An 18,611-nucleotide genomic window follows, 5' to 3' on the forward strand; every position below is an offset into this window, starting at 1 on the left:
AAAAAGGGAGATTCTGGAGACAAGCCCAAAGGTTCTCACAGTAGAAAGGATGTTATGCCACATGCCTACATACAACAAATTGGTGCGGGACAAGATTCCGCATATTATCACTTCCAGTGGTAAGGAATGTAAGACGCGCATTCTGGACCAGGAGGAGTATAAGCAAGAGCTAAGAACGAAGCTTCGTGAAGAGTCGGAGGAATACATGAGTGCAGCAAGTGATCAGGAAGCCCTGGAAGAACTGGCCGACATGCTCGAAGTGATTCGGGCGCTAGCTGAGGTGCATGGTGCGAATACAGCGCAGCTGGACAAGCTTCGGGCAGATAAAGCGGAGGCGCGCGGAGGATTCCAAGAGCGGGTGTATCTGATCGATGTCGACGAAGCTTAACGTTAAACTGACATATGTATTTTAGACAGAAAACCTTTGGTTGCTCTCCAGACATCCTGGAAAATAATCAAAGGTTTTTGAATATTTTAATCTTCCCGCAAGTTATCCAAGTTTTTTTAATCCCCAAACCACATATATGAACAACACTGCCAATAGAAACGCAGGTACGATGATGGGTTGTGCCAGATTGCCAATGGACATTGACGTCACTTGTGAACCAACCAGACTGACCGCGCCAACTCCAACAAACAAAGCGACATTCCATAAGGCAAAAGGGATTAATTTTCTTACATTTCTTCTATACCGCGTAATCATGATGATCATTACCAGTACGAACAGAACGAGAAACAGGGATTCAGTGATTGACGTCCATCTTCCCATTTGACTCATTGACTCAATACCTTGTTCGCTTATGAAACCACCAGAAGTCCACTGCTGTGATTGAACTATTCGATCCGATTCCAAGGAAATATAAATGCCATAAAATAAAATCATTAGTATGAGATACATAAGCATGGCTACGTTCATACGACGTTTATCTGGTTCTTTGTTTAAAATAACGTTCATAGATTCACCTCTTAACCTGAATAATGGGTTTTCACATGAAACAACATTGAAACCGATCCGACACCAAAAATGGATATCTTTGTAGTATAATCCATTTGGTTCTGGATCGAAACCATGCGCGAAAGAGGAGTGCTATGAAAAATAAATTGCTTTTGTTACTACTGTTTTTTGTACTCGTTACTTCAGCGGTAATTATAATTTGGTTTGATAGGTTAGAATCTTCCGCATATCAGACGAAAATGGGAAACGACTCCAACTCCTCAGGCTTGCCTACCCAAGCATCATCATTACCCAATATCATCGAAATCATGAATGAAGAAGCAGTCCTACAATTATCTCTTAACGACGTCCCAGAGTATAAGCACTACCTGATGAACGAACTGGACTTCCAAACTGAAATAGATCGTACACATTTTGAGTTGTTGAAGGTGCCTTCTTCGGACACATATTTGATGTTCAAGTATGGCTGTGGAACCAAAGCTTGCTCTACCCTTTTCGTGAAGACTGATGACAGAGGGACGATAGCTTGCCAATGCCTGAGGGCATTTTACAAGATTATAAACTTTCTTCTGATTATCAGCAGGTGTTGATTCGGTATGCTTATGATGAAGGCGGTCTGGTCAAGAGACATATCCTTGTTTCCGTGGATCTCAAAAAATTAGAAATCATCCCATATACATCAACTGATTTTGAAGAAGCATTCATGTTGAAACCGATCTGGCCCATCATCTCTTATGATTGGATGGACAATAACCATCTCACCATTGAAACAGCAGTATTAGAAACAAGCGAATATAGCGTACTTAAAGACTGGTTTGATGCCAATGATCGTGCAACGAGGAAGGTAACCATTCAGTTGAGTTCATTGGATTAATTTTAGCTAATTAGATGAGGGGGGACATGAATTTGATAAAAGAAATAGCTTTATTGATGTTGTTGAGTGCAGTTCTTCTTGGGGGATGCCAAACCGAATCGTTAGGTGCTGTCCATCAGGAACGGGACGAGTCTCCGACTAAACAGGTATCAACGAAGCCAGAACAAGAGACAAACTCAAAATTGAAATTAATCGGATCTTCTGAGGATGAACAAGTAAAACTTTATGCAGTTAAAGAAACGGAAGATGCAATTGAAAGAGTAACTCTAGATATAAACTGGCGCGCAAAAGATTTTGATTGGAGCATTTCTCATCATTCGGGAACGGAGCCGCAGTTATTTTATACCGATCTTACCGGTGATGGTAAGGAAGAGGCTATAATAATCATTCAGGTTGGCCGAGGGACAGGCTTGGATATCTATAAAATTCATGTCGTTAACTCCGATAGCTTATCGGAAATTAAAGTACAGCGTTATGAGGATATTGTTGCTGAGCATATTGAATCGCGTGTTTCTAAAAATGATGATGGTACACTAGCGATTACAGTGAATTCACAAGGACAAGTAGATAACTTCAATTATGATTTTGATCCAGCACCAGACTACCATCAAGATGAGTTTGCTTTCGGCGGTGTTGTTATTTATACATTGGATAATCACAAAATAAAATTAAGTCTTCCTGGCTCTATTGGTATATCTCCTACATATGTGTGTGACTTTAATATCACGTATACCTTTGATAAAGCCAACAACGCATTTATTGTTGATCAGATTGAAGTTAAACCTGTTGAATAAAAAATAAGAATGTCTTCAAAAAACGCTTACAAACTTTCAATTCTGCCCTACCTTTTCCGAAACGAAGCTGAGATAATGGGAGATAAACGGGCATGAACCGTTCCCCGCGTCGATCATTATACACAATAGAAAAATAAATGCTTTATTTCCATAGGAGGATTATCAATGACTACACAACCACTGGAACTGATCCAATCCACTTCAGGCCAAGCGTTGCTTGCCCAAATGTATGGTCAGCAGCAACTGGAAGAGCAGACGGCACGTTATACGAAGCTCAATGAATTATTCGAACAGTACTTCGGCGTGCAAGAGGGCAGCAAGTTATTCAGCGCGGCTGGACGCAGCGAAATTGGAGGCAACCATACGGATCATAACCATGGCAAGGTGTTGGCGGGCAGTATTACGCTGGACACGATTGCGGTGGCTGCGCTGACGACAGATTCGGTAATTACCTTTTATTCAGAAGGCTATGACCAGAAATATGTAATCGATCTCACGGATTTGGCACCGAAGACAGAAGACGATGGCACAACGGCGCTGATTCGTGGTATGGCTGCTGGATTTGGAAAGTTTGGATACAAAGTAGGCGGATTCCAGGCGTACATCTCCAGTAACGTGTTCTCGGCGTCCGGGCTGAGCTCGTCGGCATCATTCGAGATGCTGATCTGTACGATTCTGAATCATTTCTACAATGAGGGCAGATTAGATGTGGTGGTCATGTCCAAGATTGGTCAGTATGCGGAAAACAACTATTGGAATAAACCGTCCGGTCTGCTGGATCAGATGGCTTGTGCCTATGGCGGGCTGATTGCAATTGATTTTGAAAATCCGGCGGAGCCTGTCATCGAACCTGTACAATGGGATTTCCAACAAAACGGGTACTCACTGGTTATTGTAAACACAGGTGGGAACCATGCGGATCTGACAGAAGACTACGCTGCTGTACCTTATGAGATGAGAGCGGTTGCTAAGGCGCTGGGCAGCGAATATGTCCGGGAAATAACAGCCGAGGCGATCTACGCCAATCTCAAGCAGGTACGTGAAACAGCAGGGGATCGTGCGGTGCTGCGTGCATTGCATTTCCTGGAAGAAAACAATCGGGTGGATGGTCAGGTGCAGGCGCTGCGCGAGGGGCGTTTTGCTGATTTCCTGAAACTGATTACGGCGTCCGGGAATTCTTCCTGGAAGTGGCTCCAGAATGTATATCAGAGCGGTTCGGTGAAGGAACAGGAGATCGGTATCGCTCTGGCATTAACTGAAAATTATCTGCAAAAACTGGGTGATGGCGCTTGTCGTATACACGGCGGTGGATTCGCAGGGGTCATTCTGACGGTTCTTCCCAATGACAAGGTTGAGGAGTATATGTCCTGGATGCACGGCATGCTGGATACGCCAATTATTGTGGTTAACGTGCGTGCACAGGGTGCGGTGTGTTTGAATGAATTGATTGAAAACGTGGGCTAATGTAGTTCGCTGTAACACAATCCGATGTTTAATTCGTCCGAAAAGGATCAAACGGTACATTATAGCGGTTCTCCGACTTGACGCTAGTCATGCAAGAGGACCGTTTTTCCCTATAAAATTTCAAACTCTGGAGTCGTTACCGTGTTAATTAAGTAAGGGAGGAAATGCAAAATGACGAAAAGCACAGGGGCTGAGCAGGAAGAGGTCCGTTTGTATGACGAGTTGCGACGTGCGCTGGAAGAAGTGGAAGAAGGGGAACGGCGGCATAAAATGCTGAAGCAAATGATCAGGCAACTCAAGTTTGCTCGATGGCGAACACAACGACTCCGCAGGTTCAATCGTTACGTTCAGGATGTAAAGCCAGCAACACTTTGGATCATGTTAGCCACTGGGGCGCTTATGCCAGTTGTGTTGTTCAGCGTGTTTATATGGGTATCTTTATGGGTGGAATGAACGATGGAAGATGAGGGTTTGGAATACAGTTTACCGGATTAGTAAAAGATGCATTTATATCTTTCTTCTCAGTGAGAAATAAATCCATTTATTTAAGAGGCTTGATATTATCAGGCACTGAGCCTGTTCTGATTTCATAGGTATCATAATCAACCATAGCGAATACTTCTAGATCTTTGTTGCCTTTCACATGTCCCGTCAATGATACCGTATGAGATAAGTCAGCCGGAATGAATTTATGATTTGTGAATTCTACATCAATCTATAGTTTTCTTTAAAATAAGTGAGACTGGCTTTTTCGGCTTTTTGAAGGATGTCTTTCTGTTCACTTGACATACATCCGCTTAGTACGATGAAAGTAAAACTGAACTCTACAAATAAGAATGCTAATGTAAGATGTTTTTTATTGAAGTTATTCACTCCATTACTCCTTAATTTTTCTTTTTATTAAGTAACTCTTTGGGAACAATGGCATTCTGGACTTTGAAAGTATCATAATTGATAAGAATTGTGATTTCAGTATCTTTATTTTCTTTGACATGTCCGCTTAAACTTATAATGTGGCTAAGGTCTTTTGGCATGAACTTATGGTCAGTAAACTGCACTTCTGTACTATATTCATCTATAAAATAATTTTGCCCAACTTGAATTGCTTCTTCAATAATCTTGCCTTGATTTGGTATGGTATGGTATTGCATCCTCCCAACAAAACAGATATGAGTAAAAGTATGATTGATATGAATTGAACTTTTTTTAGAATATTCTTTCTACCTCCTATGTATTTGAATCTAACACTATATAATATACTTTAACTTTTGGATTTGGAAAATAATCAGTTTCAGCAAGCTGAAGAATAACATGTCCATACCTGTTCACAAGAAAAAAGTTAGATAGGAATTAGCCTTCCGATCTAACTTTTGTTTGTTTTTGAATTTGTATAAATGGACATCATTCAAGTCATCATTATAGTTTAATGTGTTTGAACATCCTTCTTTAAAGTCTGAATCTTCTCTTGCACGTACTGGTGGTAATCGTGAAAACTGCTGATGTGATGCAAAGAATCGGAGTTTTCAGACTGAATTTTGATTTTGCCGTCCTGTGGTAATTGTTTCATCTCAGCAACCACGGTTTTGGAGCTTTCGATATCTCCAGACATCTCCTGGATTCGCTGTAATAAGGTTGGGTGGCCTTCGTGCTGGAGCATTTCAGCGAGGGGTCTCATTTCCTCCAGCTTCTGGCTAGAACGTTCAAGCGTTGTCATCACTTTGTCGCCATCAGTACTTGCACTAAGCGAAACCATCCGGTGGATATGATCTTTTTCCATCCGCTCAAGTGCCTCCAGGTGCGATGCTTCCAGTCGTTTGGGATCCCTCCAACTCTCCGATTGGACAGTGTTATTCTGCTGCGGGGACGCATTATTCGTAGTGCCATTACTACAGCCCCACAACAGAGTTGAGCAAGCTAACACGGCTCCAACGGCGAAGATACTTTTTAATCTCATGTTGTCACTCCTTCAATATTTTCCTGAAGGTAGTATGAGCTATAATATCCATAATCATGCTTAATTTCTTCATTTCTTTCCCAGAAATAAGCATATCTCTGATGAGACTGGTAAGAACGTCCTATAAGTAATCCATATATCTGGCTCATTGAGCTTAAAAGTAAAGACTTTCTGCTTATTTTTGTAAGCATATGTTTTCGGGTATGTAGATATTGATTTATAATGAATAGATATAAACAAAGATGATTTTTGCAATTTAACTTCATCTAACAACTAAAAAAGACCAGGATTCTCTCCCAGTCCTAATCTAACGAAGTGTAAAATACATCTGTGTACCTCTTTGCAGATTTTTCTCAGGAAGAAGGTGCTTCCTTTTTCGGATTTCGGCTATCGATAAACCAGCCTGGTCCTTCTACACTGAGAACCTCCTGTTTATCATAATTATAGGAAACGGTAATACGTTCATCCTCATGTCCTGTTATATGACCGTATAGGTATAGCCGTGAATGGATGGAAGGATCATCAATATCATGACTCGTTACAATAAAGTCCGCATTGTAGTACTGCTTTATGTACTGAACACTTATTGGTGTAGCTGTTTCTACAATATTTTGCTTATCTGAGGTAGACATACTTGAACATCCTCCTAATAAAAAAATAAGTAAGATCAGAGCTACGGGTTTTATTTTCATAGGGCATTAATTCTCCTTTTATGGAAATAAACTCTTAAGACACTTTAATACAAATTATGGAAGTCTGCAAGATTGGAAGGGAGAGTCTGCAGTACAGTTGTCTGCAAAAATGTCGACTTTTCTTGAAGGGACTACATCCAAATTAGCTGAGCTAGAAGCACACAAAGAGCAATTAGAACGATATATAAGGAAAATGGAAAAGGCAGACCGCGAAGATCTACGCAAAGCTCAGTCCCCTTATTAAATGCGTTTACTTGCCGAGCCAGGAGGTATTATGTTTATCTACAATAATCCAATCTGGCGCTGGACCATTAATCTTCTGTATCCTGCCATTATCTTTGTCTTCCAGAGCTGGGGGCCAATATTGGATTCCTGGGCTGTTCCAATTGTATTTTTTGCGTTGTTCTGCTTTCTGTGGAGCGGGGTGAAGGAGTTGTTCATCTCTACCGGACTGACCTGGATGGTTGCCATTCCGTGCTGGTGGTACTTCATTGAGCTTCCCAAACCTTCATTTGGCGCAGAAAATTTTGCCGCTCACTTGGTGCTGATCTTGCCACTTTTTATATTTGTGGTGCTGCTGCCACAGACCCTGATACTGACCAAACGCATGCGAATAATGGAGTATTACAGGCAGAATGTATCCAATAGATAATCCATATACATATATCCCCCTGAGCAAAATAATCGAGCCTCAACCCAACAATCCCCTCGCCGTTCGATCCGGCAGGGGATTTGTTATGGCTACACCTTCCTACGGAATTTACCCGTATATGGAATCGTAATATGAATGTTCAGCTTCTGAATGGAATCTTCCGTAAGGATCATCTTGGAGCCATCATTGGATAACTTACGCCACAGGCTCGGATTTTTGCGATAAAGCTTCTCCTGAAGTCCATAGATATCGACCCCTTTTTGCAGACCTGCGCGATATGTTTGCAAGATTTGATCCCGTAATGTTTTCTCGCTAAATTGAACCATGTCATCATAGGAAATAGGGGTGAGATATTCATACAAGGCGGTCAGGTACTTGGCATCAATGTTGAAGCGAACCTCATTTCCACGAACGACAGGGACAATCTTGATGTTGGGCAAGCCGACACTGAGCACACCGTAAATGGTTCCTTCATTTTCAATAATCAATGGCGCACGCCGCATATCTTTAAGCAGCCAGTGGTAACCAGAGAGCTTGTTATGGGGCAAATATTCAAAGTCATCCCCGGTTTTCTCAAAAAAAGCGCCGTCAATGATAAACAGTTCATGATTTTTTTTATTCTGCGACCAATGCTCCTTGTTCATGGCGATGCAAGGCAGATAGGTTGTCGTGGATGCATCGTTATGTGTAGCAATGAGTTTGAAACTGAGCACCGGAGGAAACAGAGATTCTTCCAGAAATGAGGGAAGAGGGTTATGCAGAATGCTGTCCAGCGGCGACATATTGAAGATCGACGTGGCACTCAGAATGTTCTCCAACGGATCGCGAGTGCCGTACACCCAGGTTGTGTAACGTGATTCCGGGAAACGTCCAAGCATGTCGAACACTTCCTTGATATGCTTGCTTGTCAGGACACTTTCGGCCATAACAATGGCGGTCACATGCCCCCAAGCGATATGAAGCTGGGAACTTCGGAACAGCTCGTTTACAGCCAGATTCAATGTTTTTCCCGAGGCATGTCCAACCCATACCGGCGGGGATTCGGCCGTTTTGGCTGAACTTTCGCTTTTGGCTACACTGGCAAAGTCCATGCTCTGAACATACATATGGTACATTCCGTCCTTATAATCGATCCCAATCGCTTTGGCATAGTCCACCTGTTGAATCTCATATGCACTCCAACACCCGCTGGTCACGAAACAAAGAGAGAGACTTAGCAGCCCTAGCAACCATCGTTGTATAGGCCGCTTCATTGATCATTCCCATCCTTGCGCGGATTCTGCGTTTCCAGGTAGACGGGTCTGCGTTTCAGCCATCCCTTCGGCAGCTTGAATAAGGAGGCCACAGCCTGTTTGAAATGAAGCGGACTTAGCGGCGTCAGATAAGGAATGCCGAACGATTTCAGATCGGTCAGGTAGATCAGGAACAGGATGATGGACAGAATGAACCCGTATATGCCGAGGGATGCCCCCAGTACAAAACAGAAAAAGCGCAGAATCAGAACAGAACTGGTCAAGACCTGATTCACAATAGTTGCCCCGGCCACCACGGTTACGGCAATGACGACAATCATGAGCGGGGAAACCATCCCTGCACGGATGGCTGAATCCCCGATAATCAATCCGCCCACAACGGTCAGCGTTTGACCGATGGCGCTCGGTAGCCTTACCCCTGCTTCCCGGAACAGCTCCATGAGAAGCATAATGAGAAACATCTCTACACCAGACTCCATGGGCAGCCCCATTCGTCCAACCGAGATCGTGGCCACCAACGGAAAAGGCAGCTGATCCATATGAAATGAAGTCAGCGCAATATAGAAGCCGGGCAGGAATATGGTCACCAATAGCCCGATAAAGCGCAGCATTCGGCCCACATTCACCGGAAGGAACGGAAAACTGGCATCCTCAGGTGATTTGAGAAGGAGAAACAGATTCACCGGGCCGATGATGGCGCTGGGATTGCCATCCACGATGAGGATGAAGCGGCCGTTCAGAAGACATTCCGCTGCAAAATCGGGTCTGCCTGTGTAATGGGTGACCGGAAACAACGTGATTTTGGAAGGAGACAATAGTTCCTCCAGTTCATTGGCGGTCATGACTCGTTCCGTGTCGATTTTGCGAAGCCGATCCTTGACATCATCGATCAGCTCGGGATTGGCAATATTTTTGATATACATCAGGGCTACCTTGGTCACGGAACGTGAACCCATCAATTCGATGTTACAGGCCAGTTCGGCTGTGCGCAGCCGTGTACGAATTAAAGCGATATTAACGGACAGGCGTTCGATAAAGCCATCCCGGGCTCCGCGGATGGATACCTCCGTAGTCGATTCATCCGGCGAACGGGTAGGGATGTTGGATATATCCATGCTCCACATCGATTGAAGCGAAGGGATGCAAATGAGCAGATGACCTTCAAATACCCGCAGGGACATGAGGTCCGTTCCCAATGCGGGGTCCTGTAAATCCATACGGGTCCATTGAAGGGAGATGGACTTCTCGATATCCGATGTACGAACGAACTGAGTAATCTCGTAAGTACGGGCCAATTCGGGAAGAATAATATCGTAGATGGATTTGCTGTCCACCATACCACTGCAATACACAATGATAATCTGTGTGGGAGACTCCCCCATCATGTGCCTGCTAATAATGACATCGTCCGATCCGGCAAAAAAGGTTGTTAGATTATGCTGATTGATCCGGAATGGTTCAGTCCGATGAGGGCTCTTTGGTGTGGTTTTGAGCGGCATGAGCAGGAGCCTCCTTGTCTTTTTTGTGAATAAGTGCGGCCAAGGTCAACAGGATGGTGACGACAGATACATAAGCCAGCATGACGGGAAATTGGATATGGTTTACATAATAGTCGACGTAATCAATTCTCCACCACTGGACCGCTATGGAGCACATGATGAAGGTGACGATGAGAACAGCAATGTACCGTTTCTTCGGTCTGCGAAAATTGAGCAGATCCACAATAAGATAAATGGAGATGGCTACTCTGGCAAAGGAACCGCTCAGCCATTGGTATATGGATAGGAAATCCACGTGCTGAAGCAATTTCCCGATATTCACCAGCTTCCATTGCTCATAAGGGGTATTTCGTTGTTTAGCGGCTTCCTCCGGACCAAACTCAACGATGGCTCCCAGCGTTGGGCCAATGGCCATAGTGAGCATGAATAGCCCGAGCAGCAGAAGATGCCACCAGCGAATTTTGCTTTTGATATCATGTTGAAACAGCATCAAAATCCAGATTTCCATCAGTCCGGCAAGCGAATAGATCATGCCTCTCAGGACAGGACCGGTACCATATTCCATAATCGGGAACAGTTGTCCATAGTCTTTATATTTCATGTTGGCTGACATCACGAAGTATCCAAGCAGGATCACGAAGGGAAGCAGAAGGCTGGAGGTCATGGCAATGGAACGTATGCCTTTTGCAGCGGCCCAAGCAGCAACCAGTGCACCGCCGCCTGCGAGCACATAAGGTGGGGTGAATTGCAGGTAGGTGGATACCGTCCAGTTCGTTGTTTCATATAGGGTATGTGAGCCAAGTGAAAGCAGCAAAATTGAAGCAGTAATGCGGAAAATCCATGAAGGAATTGCACCAAATTCCCGCGTAATCCAGTCCGTCAAACGCTGTCCGCGTACCCGCCGGATGATCACGAACATCATACATAGAAACATCAAAAAGAAAGGGGCAGCAGCCACGACCGATAGCCATCCATCTCTGCCTGCATAATCCAGAATCGCCGGAATGGATAGAACATGGCATACAAGTCCTGCGCTTAACAAAATAATGGAAAAGGACAGCCATATCGTGATTTCTCCCTTTTCACGGCTCATGGGAATCCTCCTTTCCGTTCAAGGAAGTTTCCGTTAGGTTGTACAACATATGGGATTTCGATTCCTGTTTCATTGTTTTTGGACAGAAATGCGGAAACAGATAGACGGCCGCGCGCGAAAGCATTAACATACAGATATAGCAAGTTTAGAAGACAAGTTCCAATTGGAGCAGAGAGAAATAAGGAGGAGACCTACGATGACCAATACGACAAAGGCACCTGCAGAGACGAAAGTTGGCTTTATCGGTACAGGCGTGATGGGCAAAAGCATGGCAGGTCACATCCAGCAGGCAGGTTACCCGCTTCATGTCTATACGCGCACGGCCGCCAAAGCGGAAGCGCTCGTGAAGGAAGGTGCCGTATGGCATGACACCCCAGGCAAACTCGCAGCCGAGTGTGATGTCATCATCACAATGGTGGGGTATCCGAAGGATGTCGAGGAGATTTATCTCGGTGAGAATGGTCTCGTGGCGAACGCCAAACCAGGCTCGTACCTGATTGATATGACTACATCCAGTCCGCTGCTGGCTGCACGGATCTATGAAGCCGCTGAAGCCAAAGGACTGCATGCATTGGATGCACCGGTTTCCGGTGGAGATATTGGAGCACGGGATGGCAAGCTGTCCATCATGGTGGGTGGTAGTTCGGAGGCTTTCGAAGCAGTTCGTCCGTTGTTCGAGCAGATGGGCACCAATATTGTGCTGCAAGGCAAGGCGGGAGCGGGGCAGCATACCAAAATGTGCAACCAGATCGCCATTGCTTCAGGCATGATGGGTGTATGCGAGGCGCTTGCCTATGCCAAGACATCCGGCCTGGACGCGGAGAGTGTGCTGAAGAGCATCGCTACCGGTGCAGCCGGAAGCTGGTCGCTTAGCAATCTCGGTCCGCGCATGATCGCAGGCGATTATGAGCCCGGATTCTATGTGAAACATTTTATCAAAGACATGGGTATCGCTCTCGAATCCGCCAAAGCTATGGGCATGAAGACGCCAGGACTGGCACTGGCCGAATCTTTGTATCAGGAAATCTCAAGAAACGGTCTGGATGAGAAGGGTACACAGGTGCTTTACACATACTATTTACAGGCTTAATCGCCACAACCAGACCACAGCGCGTTCTTTTTCTTCCATAGAAAGGAATGCGCTGCTTTTTTAAAATCTCCCCTTCTATGCGTCTAAAGTCACAGGATTGGTTAAAGAATCGTATATACTTTAGTTTAAGCCGTGGATTTTTGGTCCTCTTCCCTTTATTTTTGCCCCTCTTTATCCGACATAAGTAATAGAAGTATACATAATGGATGTGCGAAACCCACACTACATAGAACGGAGCTTGCCCATGTTCAAAAAAATCCTGTCTCTGTTCAAGTCACAGCCAGAGCTCGCGAACCAGATCACTGCTTCCGCTTCATCTTTGCCCTCAACGGCGCCTATTCCTACACGTATGGTCCGCAGTCGACGCAAAGCAAAATCCGATGGCGATTGGACCCGTCAGCCAGAGGAACCTACCACTGCCCAGCAGCTGCATGGACTTCCGGGTGAATACAAAGTTCTCAATGACTTGCTCGTTGCCAATATCAAGTCCCGATCGGGTTATTCATCCATTGATCATGTCGTCATTGGTCCCCGGGGAATCTTTGTAATTGAGACACGAAACCTGACAACGGGTGAGATCCGCGGCGGCCGAAGAGAGGCCAACTGGACCGTCAGCAGCAGCCGAATCAAGATGTATAACCCACTGATGCAGCACCGGGGGCATGTAGAGGCTATTCAGGCGCACCTCGGTGATTATAAACGAGTTCGTCTCGTCTCGATGGTGACTTTCACCAATCGCTGCCGGATCAGTGTTGATCCTGCTGTGCGTTACGTCAATTCGGATGAACTGATTATCTATGATCATGAATTGGTGGAGACCATTCTGCGCAAAACGGAACGGCTTGAGACAGAGGTCCCCGAAACGTTATATAAAGAGCAGGATATTCAGGAGATCTACAACTTGTTGTCCGCAGTTAATTCCACAGATCCCCAGATCCGGGCTGATCATATGGAAAAGGCCAAAGGCATCAAATAAGAGGTACCTGAACCTGCTGCATCAATCAAGCGCGACAAAATGGGAATGGTATGGTTTTGGTTTGTACTCTTCGTTTCGGTCCATCACTTGATATAAAGTGTGGATGTAATGAAGTACACAGGATACACATAAACACGGTTGTCCTTTCAGGGGTGACCGTGTTTTTTTGTGATTTGTCTGTGAAATTAGGAAATAGGTGAGGTTACATAAGGATGCAGGCATATTGTCGTATACACCCAGTATTTAACTTATGATAAAATAAAGACCAGATTATATGCTGAATAATCCATGTTATCGGAAAGGGTCTTTATGAACCAGGTTGTTCATGCAGTAAAGTAGAGGTTAACGTAGTCGGATACATACATAAGACAAGGGGAAGATTACATGATGAGATGGAACCATAGAATCAAGATGTTTACAGCCATTTTCAGCTTAGCAGCTGTTCTGACCGCCTGTGGTGGTGGGGCAAAGGAAGCAGCAACGAAGGATTCTGCCCAGGATACTGATGCCTTAGCCACAGCGAACCATAGCACCGACACATCAACGACTGAAACGTCGTCAGCAGATACGAATGAAGCTGACGCTGCGGACACATCCTCGAATTCCGCTGCAACAGGGTCTTCATCAGATGAAGGCAAGATTGGCTTGGACTCGACACTCCAAGAGTTACAGCAGAAGTACGCCGACAAGCTTGGCTATATTCGGATTCCGATTAATGATCATCCAGTGCGCCGGGTCAGTGAGGAAGGCTCCAAAAATATTAATATTGCCAACTACAGTGATGCAGTAGTGAACATGAACACAGGTATTCCGATCCATTCCGATTCACAACGATTGATCGATGATGCCTTTCCTTTTTTCACAACCGTTCAGGCACCAGAAGTGTCTTATGTATCATGGGAAGAAGCGACCAATCTGGAGCGTGCCATGGTCAAAACGTTGTTTATCTCCCGTCAGGCGCTGCTACTTACGGAGGACGCCATGAAGAACAAGGATTACACAAGTCAGACTTTTACGGACTCAATGGATTTTTTCAGGACGGCAGCGGAGTTTGACTCGATGGCACCTGTCGCGCAGCATACGTATGACATTACCTTAACGAAACTCTACGATAAAGCCCGCGACGTGTGGGGCAAGCTGGCTGCCATCGATCCGGTCCAGGACGAGGCGGCATTTGCCGAGATGTATAAGTCAGCCAGAACGGAAGCGAATAACACGATGGGGCTGCTTAACATTTTGCTGTCCACCAATGAAGAAGAACGACTGGAACAGACCTACGGCAAATAAATGTGATGCTGATGCTATCGTATAAAAAATCAACAAGCCTGAGCAACCTGTTCAGGTTTTTTTGTACCCGATGATTGTTCCCTCACCGTCCATTTCAGGTTAATAAAGAAAAGGAATGAAGATATTAGCGATTTGAAGGTTCAAAATGCGATATAATAAGCGTATTGGATACGTGAAATTTTACATAGAGTTATTGAAAGAAGAGACTAACGGAGCTGGCTGCGTGAACATACCCAATCGTCACGAACATAAAGCGCTCCGGGCCGGAGGAATGATTATGATCAAGCTGTTGTACTACTTGAAGAAGTACCGAGTCGCCGCCATCGCAGCACTGGTCATGATGCTGATTGAATTGACGGTCGAATTGGCACAACCCTATTTGATCTCGAAAATCATTGATAACGGTATCCAGCAGGGCGACCTGTCAGTGGTTTGGCTATGGGGCGGGGTGCTTGTGGGCAGTGCCGTTGTGGCGTTTGCCGCGGGTATTGCGAGTTCGTTTTTTGCGTCACATGCGAGTCTTGGCTTCGGTTACGATCTGCGGGAGAAGTTGTATGATAAAGTGCAAGCGTTCTCTTATGCGGTGTTTAACCGTTTTACAACATCATCCCTTATTACCCGATTGACCGGGGACGTCACACAGGTGCAGGACACGGTGTTTATGAGTCTGCGTTTCATGACGCGTGTGCCGCTGGTCGTGATTGGCAGCATGATCATGGCGGTGGTGGTGAATCCGAAGCTGGGTCTGCTGCTCGTTGTCATGGTGCCTGTGCTGCTCGTGTTTGTGATCTGGATGATCAAAAAGGCAGCGCTGCTGTTCCGCAATGTGCAGCGCAGACTGGATGCCGTCAACGGAGTCATCCAGGAAAATCTGACAGGCATTCGGCTAATCCGTGTCTTCGTCCGGATGGGCCACGAGATTGAACGCTTTGCCGGATATAGCGGCAAGCTGATGAAAGGCACGATCTCCGCGCTGCGCCTGACGGAGACAACGATGCCATTCATGCTGCTCATGATGAATGGCTGTATCATCGCCGTTCTGTGGTTCGGACGGCGTGATATCGTTACCGGAAGTGCAACGGTGGGTGAAGTGGTCGCTGTCATTAACTATTTGCTTCGCACCATCGGAGCCATGTCTGCACTGTCCTGGATTCTGGTGACCTTCTCCAGAGCAAGCGCTTCGGCGCAGCGGCTTAATGAAGTTTTTGATACAGAGGATGTATCAGAATCAGCACATGATCAAGGATCAAGAAAAGCTGAACAAGTAGGACAGCAATCAGGACAACCAGAACAACCAGAACAACCAGAACAACCAGGGGAATCCTTGAGTGCAGTTCATTTGGCGCAAGCTGGAACAGGGAGTCCTGTTATCCAGGGTGCAGTTGATTTTCAAGGTGTAGGGTTCAGCTATCCGGGCAGTGAAATTACCGTGCTGGAGGATATTACGTTCTCAGCCAAACGAGGCGAGCGTATTGCCATCATGGGGGCTACAGGTTCAGGTAAATCCTCCCTGGTGCAGCTCATTCCAAGGCTCTATACCGAAGATCAAGGCGAAGTGCGTATCGATGGCAATGATGCAGAACGGTTGGATATTTCCAAATTGCGCGGAGCTATCGGTTATGTGCCGCAGGAGGTCGTTCTTTTTACCGGATCGGTAAGGGATAACATTGCTTGGGGCCGGGAGGACGCCACGCTGGAAGAGATTAAGGAAGCAGCAAGGCGTGCCCAGATTCACGAGACTATTGAGAAATTACCGAATGGCTACGATACACAGCTGGGTCAGCGGGGAGTCAATCTGTCGGGTGGACAGAAACAACGGCTTTCGATTGCCCGTGCATTGATTCGTCGTCCAAGCATTTTGATTCTGGATGACAGTACAAGTGCTCTCGATGTAGCTACAGAAGCAAGGCTGCTGGATGCACTGGAAGAGCTGTCATGTACAACGTTTATTATTACGCAGAAGATTAGTTCAACCACCTCTGCTGATTTGATTCTGCTTCTGGACGATGGGCATCTGATTGGACAGGGGAAACACGAGGATCTGATGGATTCTTCCCAACTGTATCGCCGAATTTATGAATCACAATACGGGGAGGGTACACCACATGTTCAAAGCATTCATTGAACCTTTCCGTCAGCCTCCACCGCCGTTAGATCCCGAGACGCTGAAGGCAGGTGGAGGTCGCAAGCCGAAGGCACGGGCGAAGAACTGGTCCGGTACGTTAGGTCGGATCTGGACGTATCTGGCTCGCCGCAAGGTCAAGCTGACGATGGTGCTGCTGATGGTATTTGCCAGTTCCGCACTTGCGTTGCTGGGGCCTTATATGGTCGGTGTGGCCGTGGATAAATTCATTGATGGAGAAGCAACGAGTTCCAGTTGGACGACTTTTTTGTTTGGTCTGGTAGCAGTCTATGTTCTCTTTTCCCTGACATCATGGCTGCAAAATATATGGATGATTGAAATTGCCCAGGAGACCGTGTTCCGTATGCGGTACGATCTGTTCTCTCATCTGCACAAGCTGCCAATTCCTTTCTTCGGCAAGCGACAACAGGGTGAGATTATGAGCCGGGTTACCAACGACATCGAGAATGTCAGCGGTACATTGAACAGCTCGGCCATCCAGATATTCTCCAGTGTGTTAACACTGATTGGAACGTTTGGCGTGATGCTCTGGTTAAGTCCGCTGCTGACCTTGCTTACATTTATCGTTGTACCGCTGATGGCGATTGGCATGCGCTGGATCACACGCAGAACCGGGCCGTTGTTCAAGCAACGTCAGCGTAATCTCGGCGAACTCAATGGGTACATTGAGGAGACGTTGTCCGGACAGAAGATTATCAAAGCTTTCTCCCAGGAGGAGCGGGTCATTCGCGGGTTTGAGGAACGAAATACGAAAATCCGGTTGTCCGGTTTCTGGGCGCAGACGATCTCCGGTTTTATTCCCAAACTGATGAATGGTCTGAACAACCTGAGCTTTGCGATTGTTGCGGGCATCGGTGGGATCTTGGCGATTCAGGGTTCCGTTACAGTTGGGGTAATTATCATCTTCGTGGAATATGCTCGTCAGTTTACCCGTCCACTTAATGATCTGGCGAACCAGTGGAATACGTTGCTGTCTGCAATTGCCGGGGCAGAGCGAGTGTTCGAAGTGCTGGATGAGGATGAGGAAGCGAAGGATGAAGGCGCGGCGGTGTCTTTGGACAAAGTAGAAGGCGCCGTTCGTTTCGAGAAGGTATCCTTTGGATACGATGAAGGACGCAATATTTTGCATGAGATTAACTTTGAAGCGAAGCCGGGTGAGATGATCGCTTTGGTAGGCCCGACGGGGGCAGGGAAAACAACCCTGATTCAGCTGTTATCCCGCTTCTACGATCCTACAGCCGGTACGCTGACAGTGGATGGACGTGACATTACGACTATTCGGCGTGAGAATTTGCGCTCACATATGGCATTTGTACTCCAGGATTCATTCCTGTTCCAGGGCACGATTCGGGAAAATATCCGTTTCGGGCGTCTGGATGCGACCGACGAAGAGGTGGAGGCTGCTTCAAGGCTGGCGAATGCTCACTCCTTTATCATGCGGATGAAGGACGGTTACGACAAAGTGCTTCAGGCCGACGGAAGTGGCATCAGCCAAGGGCAGAAGCAGCTGCTTGCCATTGCCCGGGCAATTCTGGCCGACCCGTCCATTCTTGTACTGGACGAGGCGACCAGCAGTATTGATACCGTTACGGAGATCAAAATCCAGGAAGGGCTGCAGCGCCTGATGCAAGGCCGCACCAGCTTTGTCATCGCTCACAGGCTGAACACGATTCGCCAAGCCGATCGCATTCTTGTACTGAAGGATGGTCAGCTGCTGGAGCAAGGTTCGCATGACGCATTGCTCGAACAGGGCGGCTTCTACAGCGAGCTGTATTACAGTCAGCTGCGAAACAAGGCGCAATAGTATAAAAAAAGAGCAAGTAACTGAACCTTGAAAGTGTTCAGTACTTGCTCTTTTTGCTGCTGTAAGTGGGACATCCCAGTT

At 46.2% G+C, this 18,611-nt stretch carries 18 protein-coding genes; 11 read left to right on the plus strand and 7 right to left on the minus strand.

Annotated elements, in window-relative coordinates:
- The first annotated feature begins 61 nt into the window (after positions 1–61).
- Positions 62–388, plus strand: coding sequence for a nucleoside triphosphate pyrophosphohydrolase (locus QP794_RS14460; RefSeq protein ID WP_285077666.1), 327 nt, complete (start codon positions 62–64; stop codon positions 386–388).
- Between the two features lie 102 nt (positions 389–490).
- Here QP794_RS14460 and QP794_RS14465 read toward each other — a convergent pair whose 3' ends face one another.
- Positions 491–955, minus strand: coding sequence for a hypothetical protein (locus QP794_RS14465; RefSeq protein ID WP_285077668.1), 465 nt, complete (start codon positions 953–955; stop codon positions 491–493).
- A 526-nt stretch (positions 956–1,481) separates the two neighbouring features.
- On the opposite strand from QP794_RS14465, the gene QP794_RS14470 reads away from it, so the two are divergent.
- From QP794_RS14470 to QP794_RS14485, 4 genes are all read left to right on the plus strand, one after another.
- Entirely contained in the window at positions 1,482–1,829 is a 348-nt protein-coding gene (locus QP794_RS14470) for a hypothetical protein (RefSeq protein ID WP_285077670.1), read from the plus strand.
- 26 nt (positions 1,830–1,855) lie between these two features.
- Positions 1,856–2,623, plus strand: a complete 768-nt coding sequence (locus tag QP794_RS14475; RefSeq protein ID WP_285077672.1) for a hypothetical protein — start codon at positions 1,856–1,858, stop codon at positions 2,621–2,623.
- A 165-nt stretch (positions 2,624–2,788) separates the two neighbouring features.
- The gene (locus QP794_RS14480; RefSeq protein WP_285077674.1) at positions 2,789–4,087 is read left to right on the plus strand and encodes a galactokinase; all 1,299 of its coding nucleotides are present in this window, start codon (positions 2,789–2,791) and stop codon (positions 4,085–4,087) included.
- A 171-nt stretch (positions 4,088–4,258) separates the two neighbouring features.
- Entirely contained in the window at positions 4,259–4,540 is a 282-nt protein-coding gene (locus tag QP794_RS14485) for a hypothetical protein (RefSeq protein ID WP_285077676.1), read from the plus strand.
- A gap of 431 nt (positions 4,541–4,971) precedes the next feature.
- Here QP794_RS14485 and QP794_RS14490 read toward each other — a convergent pair whose 3' ends face one another.
- From QP794_RS14490 to QP794_RS14500, 3 genes are all read right to left on the minus strand, one after another.
- Positions 4,972–5,238, minus strand: coding sequence for a hypothetical protein (locus QP794_RS14490; protein ID WP_285077678.1), 267 nt, complete (start codon positions 5,236–5,238; stop codon positions 4,972–4,974).
- Between the two features lie 272 nt (positions 5,239–5,510).
- A complete protein-coding gene (locus QP794_RS14495; RefSeq protein ID WP_024628910.1) occupies positions 5,511–6,041 on the minus strand; it encodes a hypothetical protein in 531 nt (176 codons plus the stop codon).
- A 353-nt stretch (positions 6,042–6,394) separates the two neighbouring features.
- Entirely contained in the window at positions 6,395–6,673 is a 279-nt protein-coding gene (locus QP794_RS14500; protein ID WP_285077681.1) for a hypothetical protein, read from the minus strand.
- A 334-nt stretch (positions 6,674–7,007) separates the two neighbouring features.
- Here QP794_RS14500 and QP794_RS14505 point away from each other — a divergent pair, with 334 nt between their 5' ends.
- A complete protein-coding gene (locus tag QP794_RS14505) occupies positions 7,008–7,385 on the plus strand; it encodes a hypothetical protein (RefSeq protein ID WP_285077683.1) in 378 nt (125 codons plus the stop codon).
- 89 nt (positions 7,386–7,474) lie between these two features.
- On the opposite strand, the gene QP794_RS14510 is transcribed toward QP794_RS14505, so the two are convergent.
- From QP794_RS14510 to QP794_RS14520, 3 genes are read right to left on the minus strand one after another with little or no spacing between them, the layout of a single operon-like run.
- The gene (locus tag QP794_RS14510; RefSeq protein ID WP_285077685.1) at positions 7,475–8,638 is read right to left on the minus strand and encodes a Ger(x)C family spore germination protein; all 1,164 of its coding nucleotides are present in this window, start codon (positions 8,636–8,638) and stop codon (positions 7,475–7,477) included.
- On the minus strand, positions 8,635–10,137 hold the full coding sequence (locus tag QP794_RS14515) for a spore germination protein (RefSeq protein WP_285077686.1): 1,503 nt from the start codon (positions 10,135–10,137) through the stop codon (positions 8,635–8,637). Before QP794_RS14515 ends, QP794_RS14510 begins: the two co-directional genes overlap by 4 nt.
- Positions 10,097–11,230 (minus strand): endospore germination permease, encoded by a 1,134-nt coding sequence (locus QP794_RS14520; RefSeq protein WP_285077688.1) that lies wholly within the window; start codon positions 11,228–11,230, stop codon positions 10,097–10,099. The genes QP794_RS14515 and QP794_RS14520 overlap by 41 nt, the downstream gene beginning before the upstream one ends.
- Before the next feature lie 196 nt (positions 11,231–11,426).
- Here QP794_RS14520 and QP794_RS14525 point away from each other — a divergent pair, with 196 nt between their 5' ends.
- The 5 genes from QP794_RS14525 (at position 11,427) to QP794_RS14545 (ending at position 18,530) form a co-directional block, all read left to right on the plus strand.
- Positions 11,427–12,320: an NAD(P)-dependent oxidoreductase gene (locus QP794_RS14525; RefSeq protein ID WP_285077690.1), complete on the plus strand. Its 894-nt coding sequence runs from the start codon at positions 11,427–11,429 to the stop codon at positions 12,318–12,320.
- A 244-nt stretch (positions 12,321–12,564) separates the two neighbouring features.
- On the plus strand, positions 12,565–13,296 hold the full coding sequence (locus QP794_RS14530; protein WP_285077693.1) for a nuclease-related domain-containing protein: 732 nt from the start codon (positions 12,565–12,567) through the stop codon (positions 13,294–13,296).
- A 384-nt stretch (positions 13,297–13,680) separates the two neighbouring features.
- Positions 13,681–14,583, plus strand: a complete 903-nt coding sequence (locus QP794_RS14535) for a hypothetical protein (protein ID WP_285077695.1) — start codon at positions 13,681–13,683, stop codon at positions 14,581–14,583.
- A gap of 277 nt (positions 14,584–14,860) precedes the next feature.
- Entirely contained in the window at positions 14,861–16,708 is a 1,848-nt protein-coding gene (locus tag QP794_RS14540) for an ABC transporter ATP-binding protein (protein ID WP_285077697.1), read from the plus strand.
- Complete coding sequence (locus tag QP794_RS14545) at positions 16,689–18,530, plus strand: ABC transporter ATP-binding protein (RefSeq protein ID WP_285077699.1); 1,842 nt, start codon at positions 16,689–16,691, stop codon at positions 18,528–18,530. Before QP794_RS14540 ends, QP794_RS14545 begins: the two co-directional genes overlap by 20 nt.
- The last annotated feature ends 81 nt before the right edge of the window (positions 18,531–18,611 follow it).

The sequence above is a fragment of the Paenibacillus sp. UMB7766-LJ446 genome (assembly GCF_030226665.1).
In the GTDB taxonomy this organism is placed as follows: Bacteria; Bacillota; Bacilli; order Paenibacillales; family Paenibacillaceae; genus Paenibacillus; species Paenibacillus vandeheii.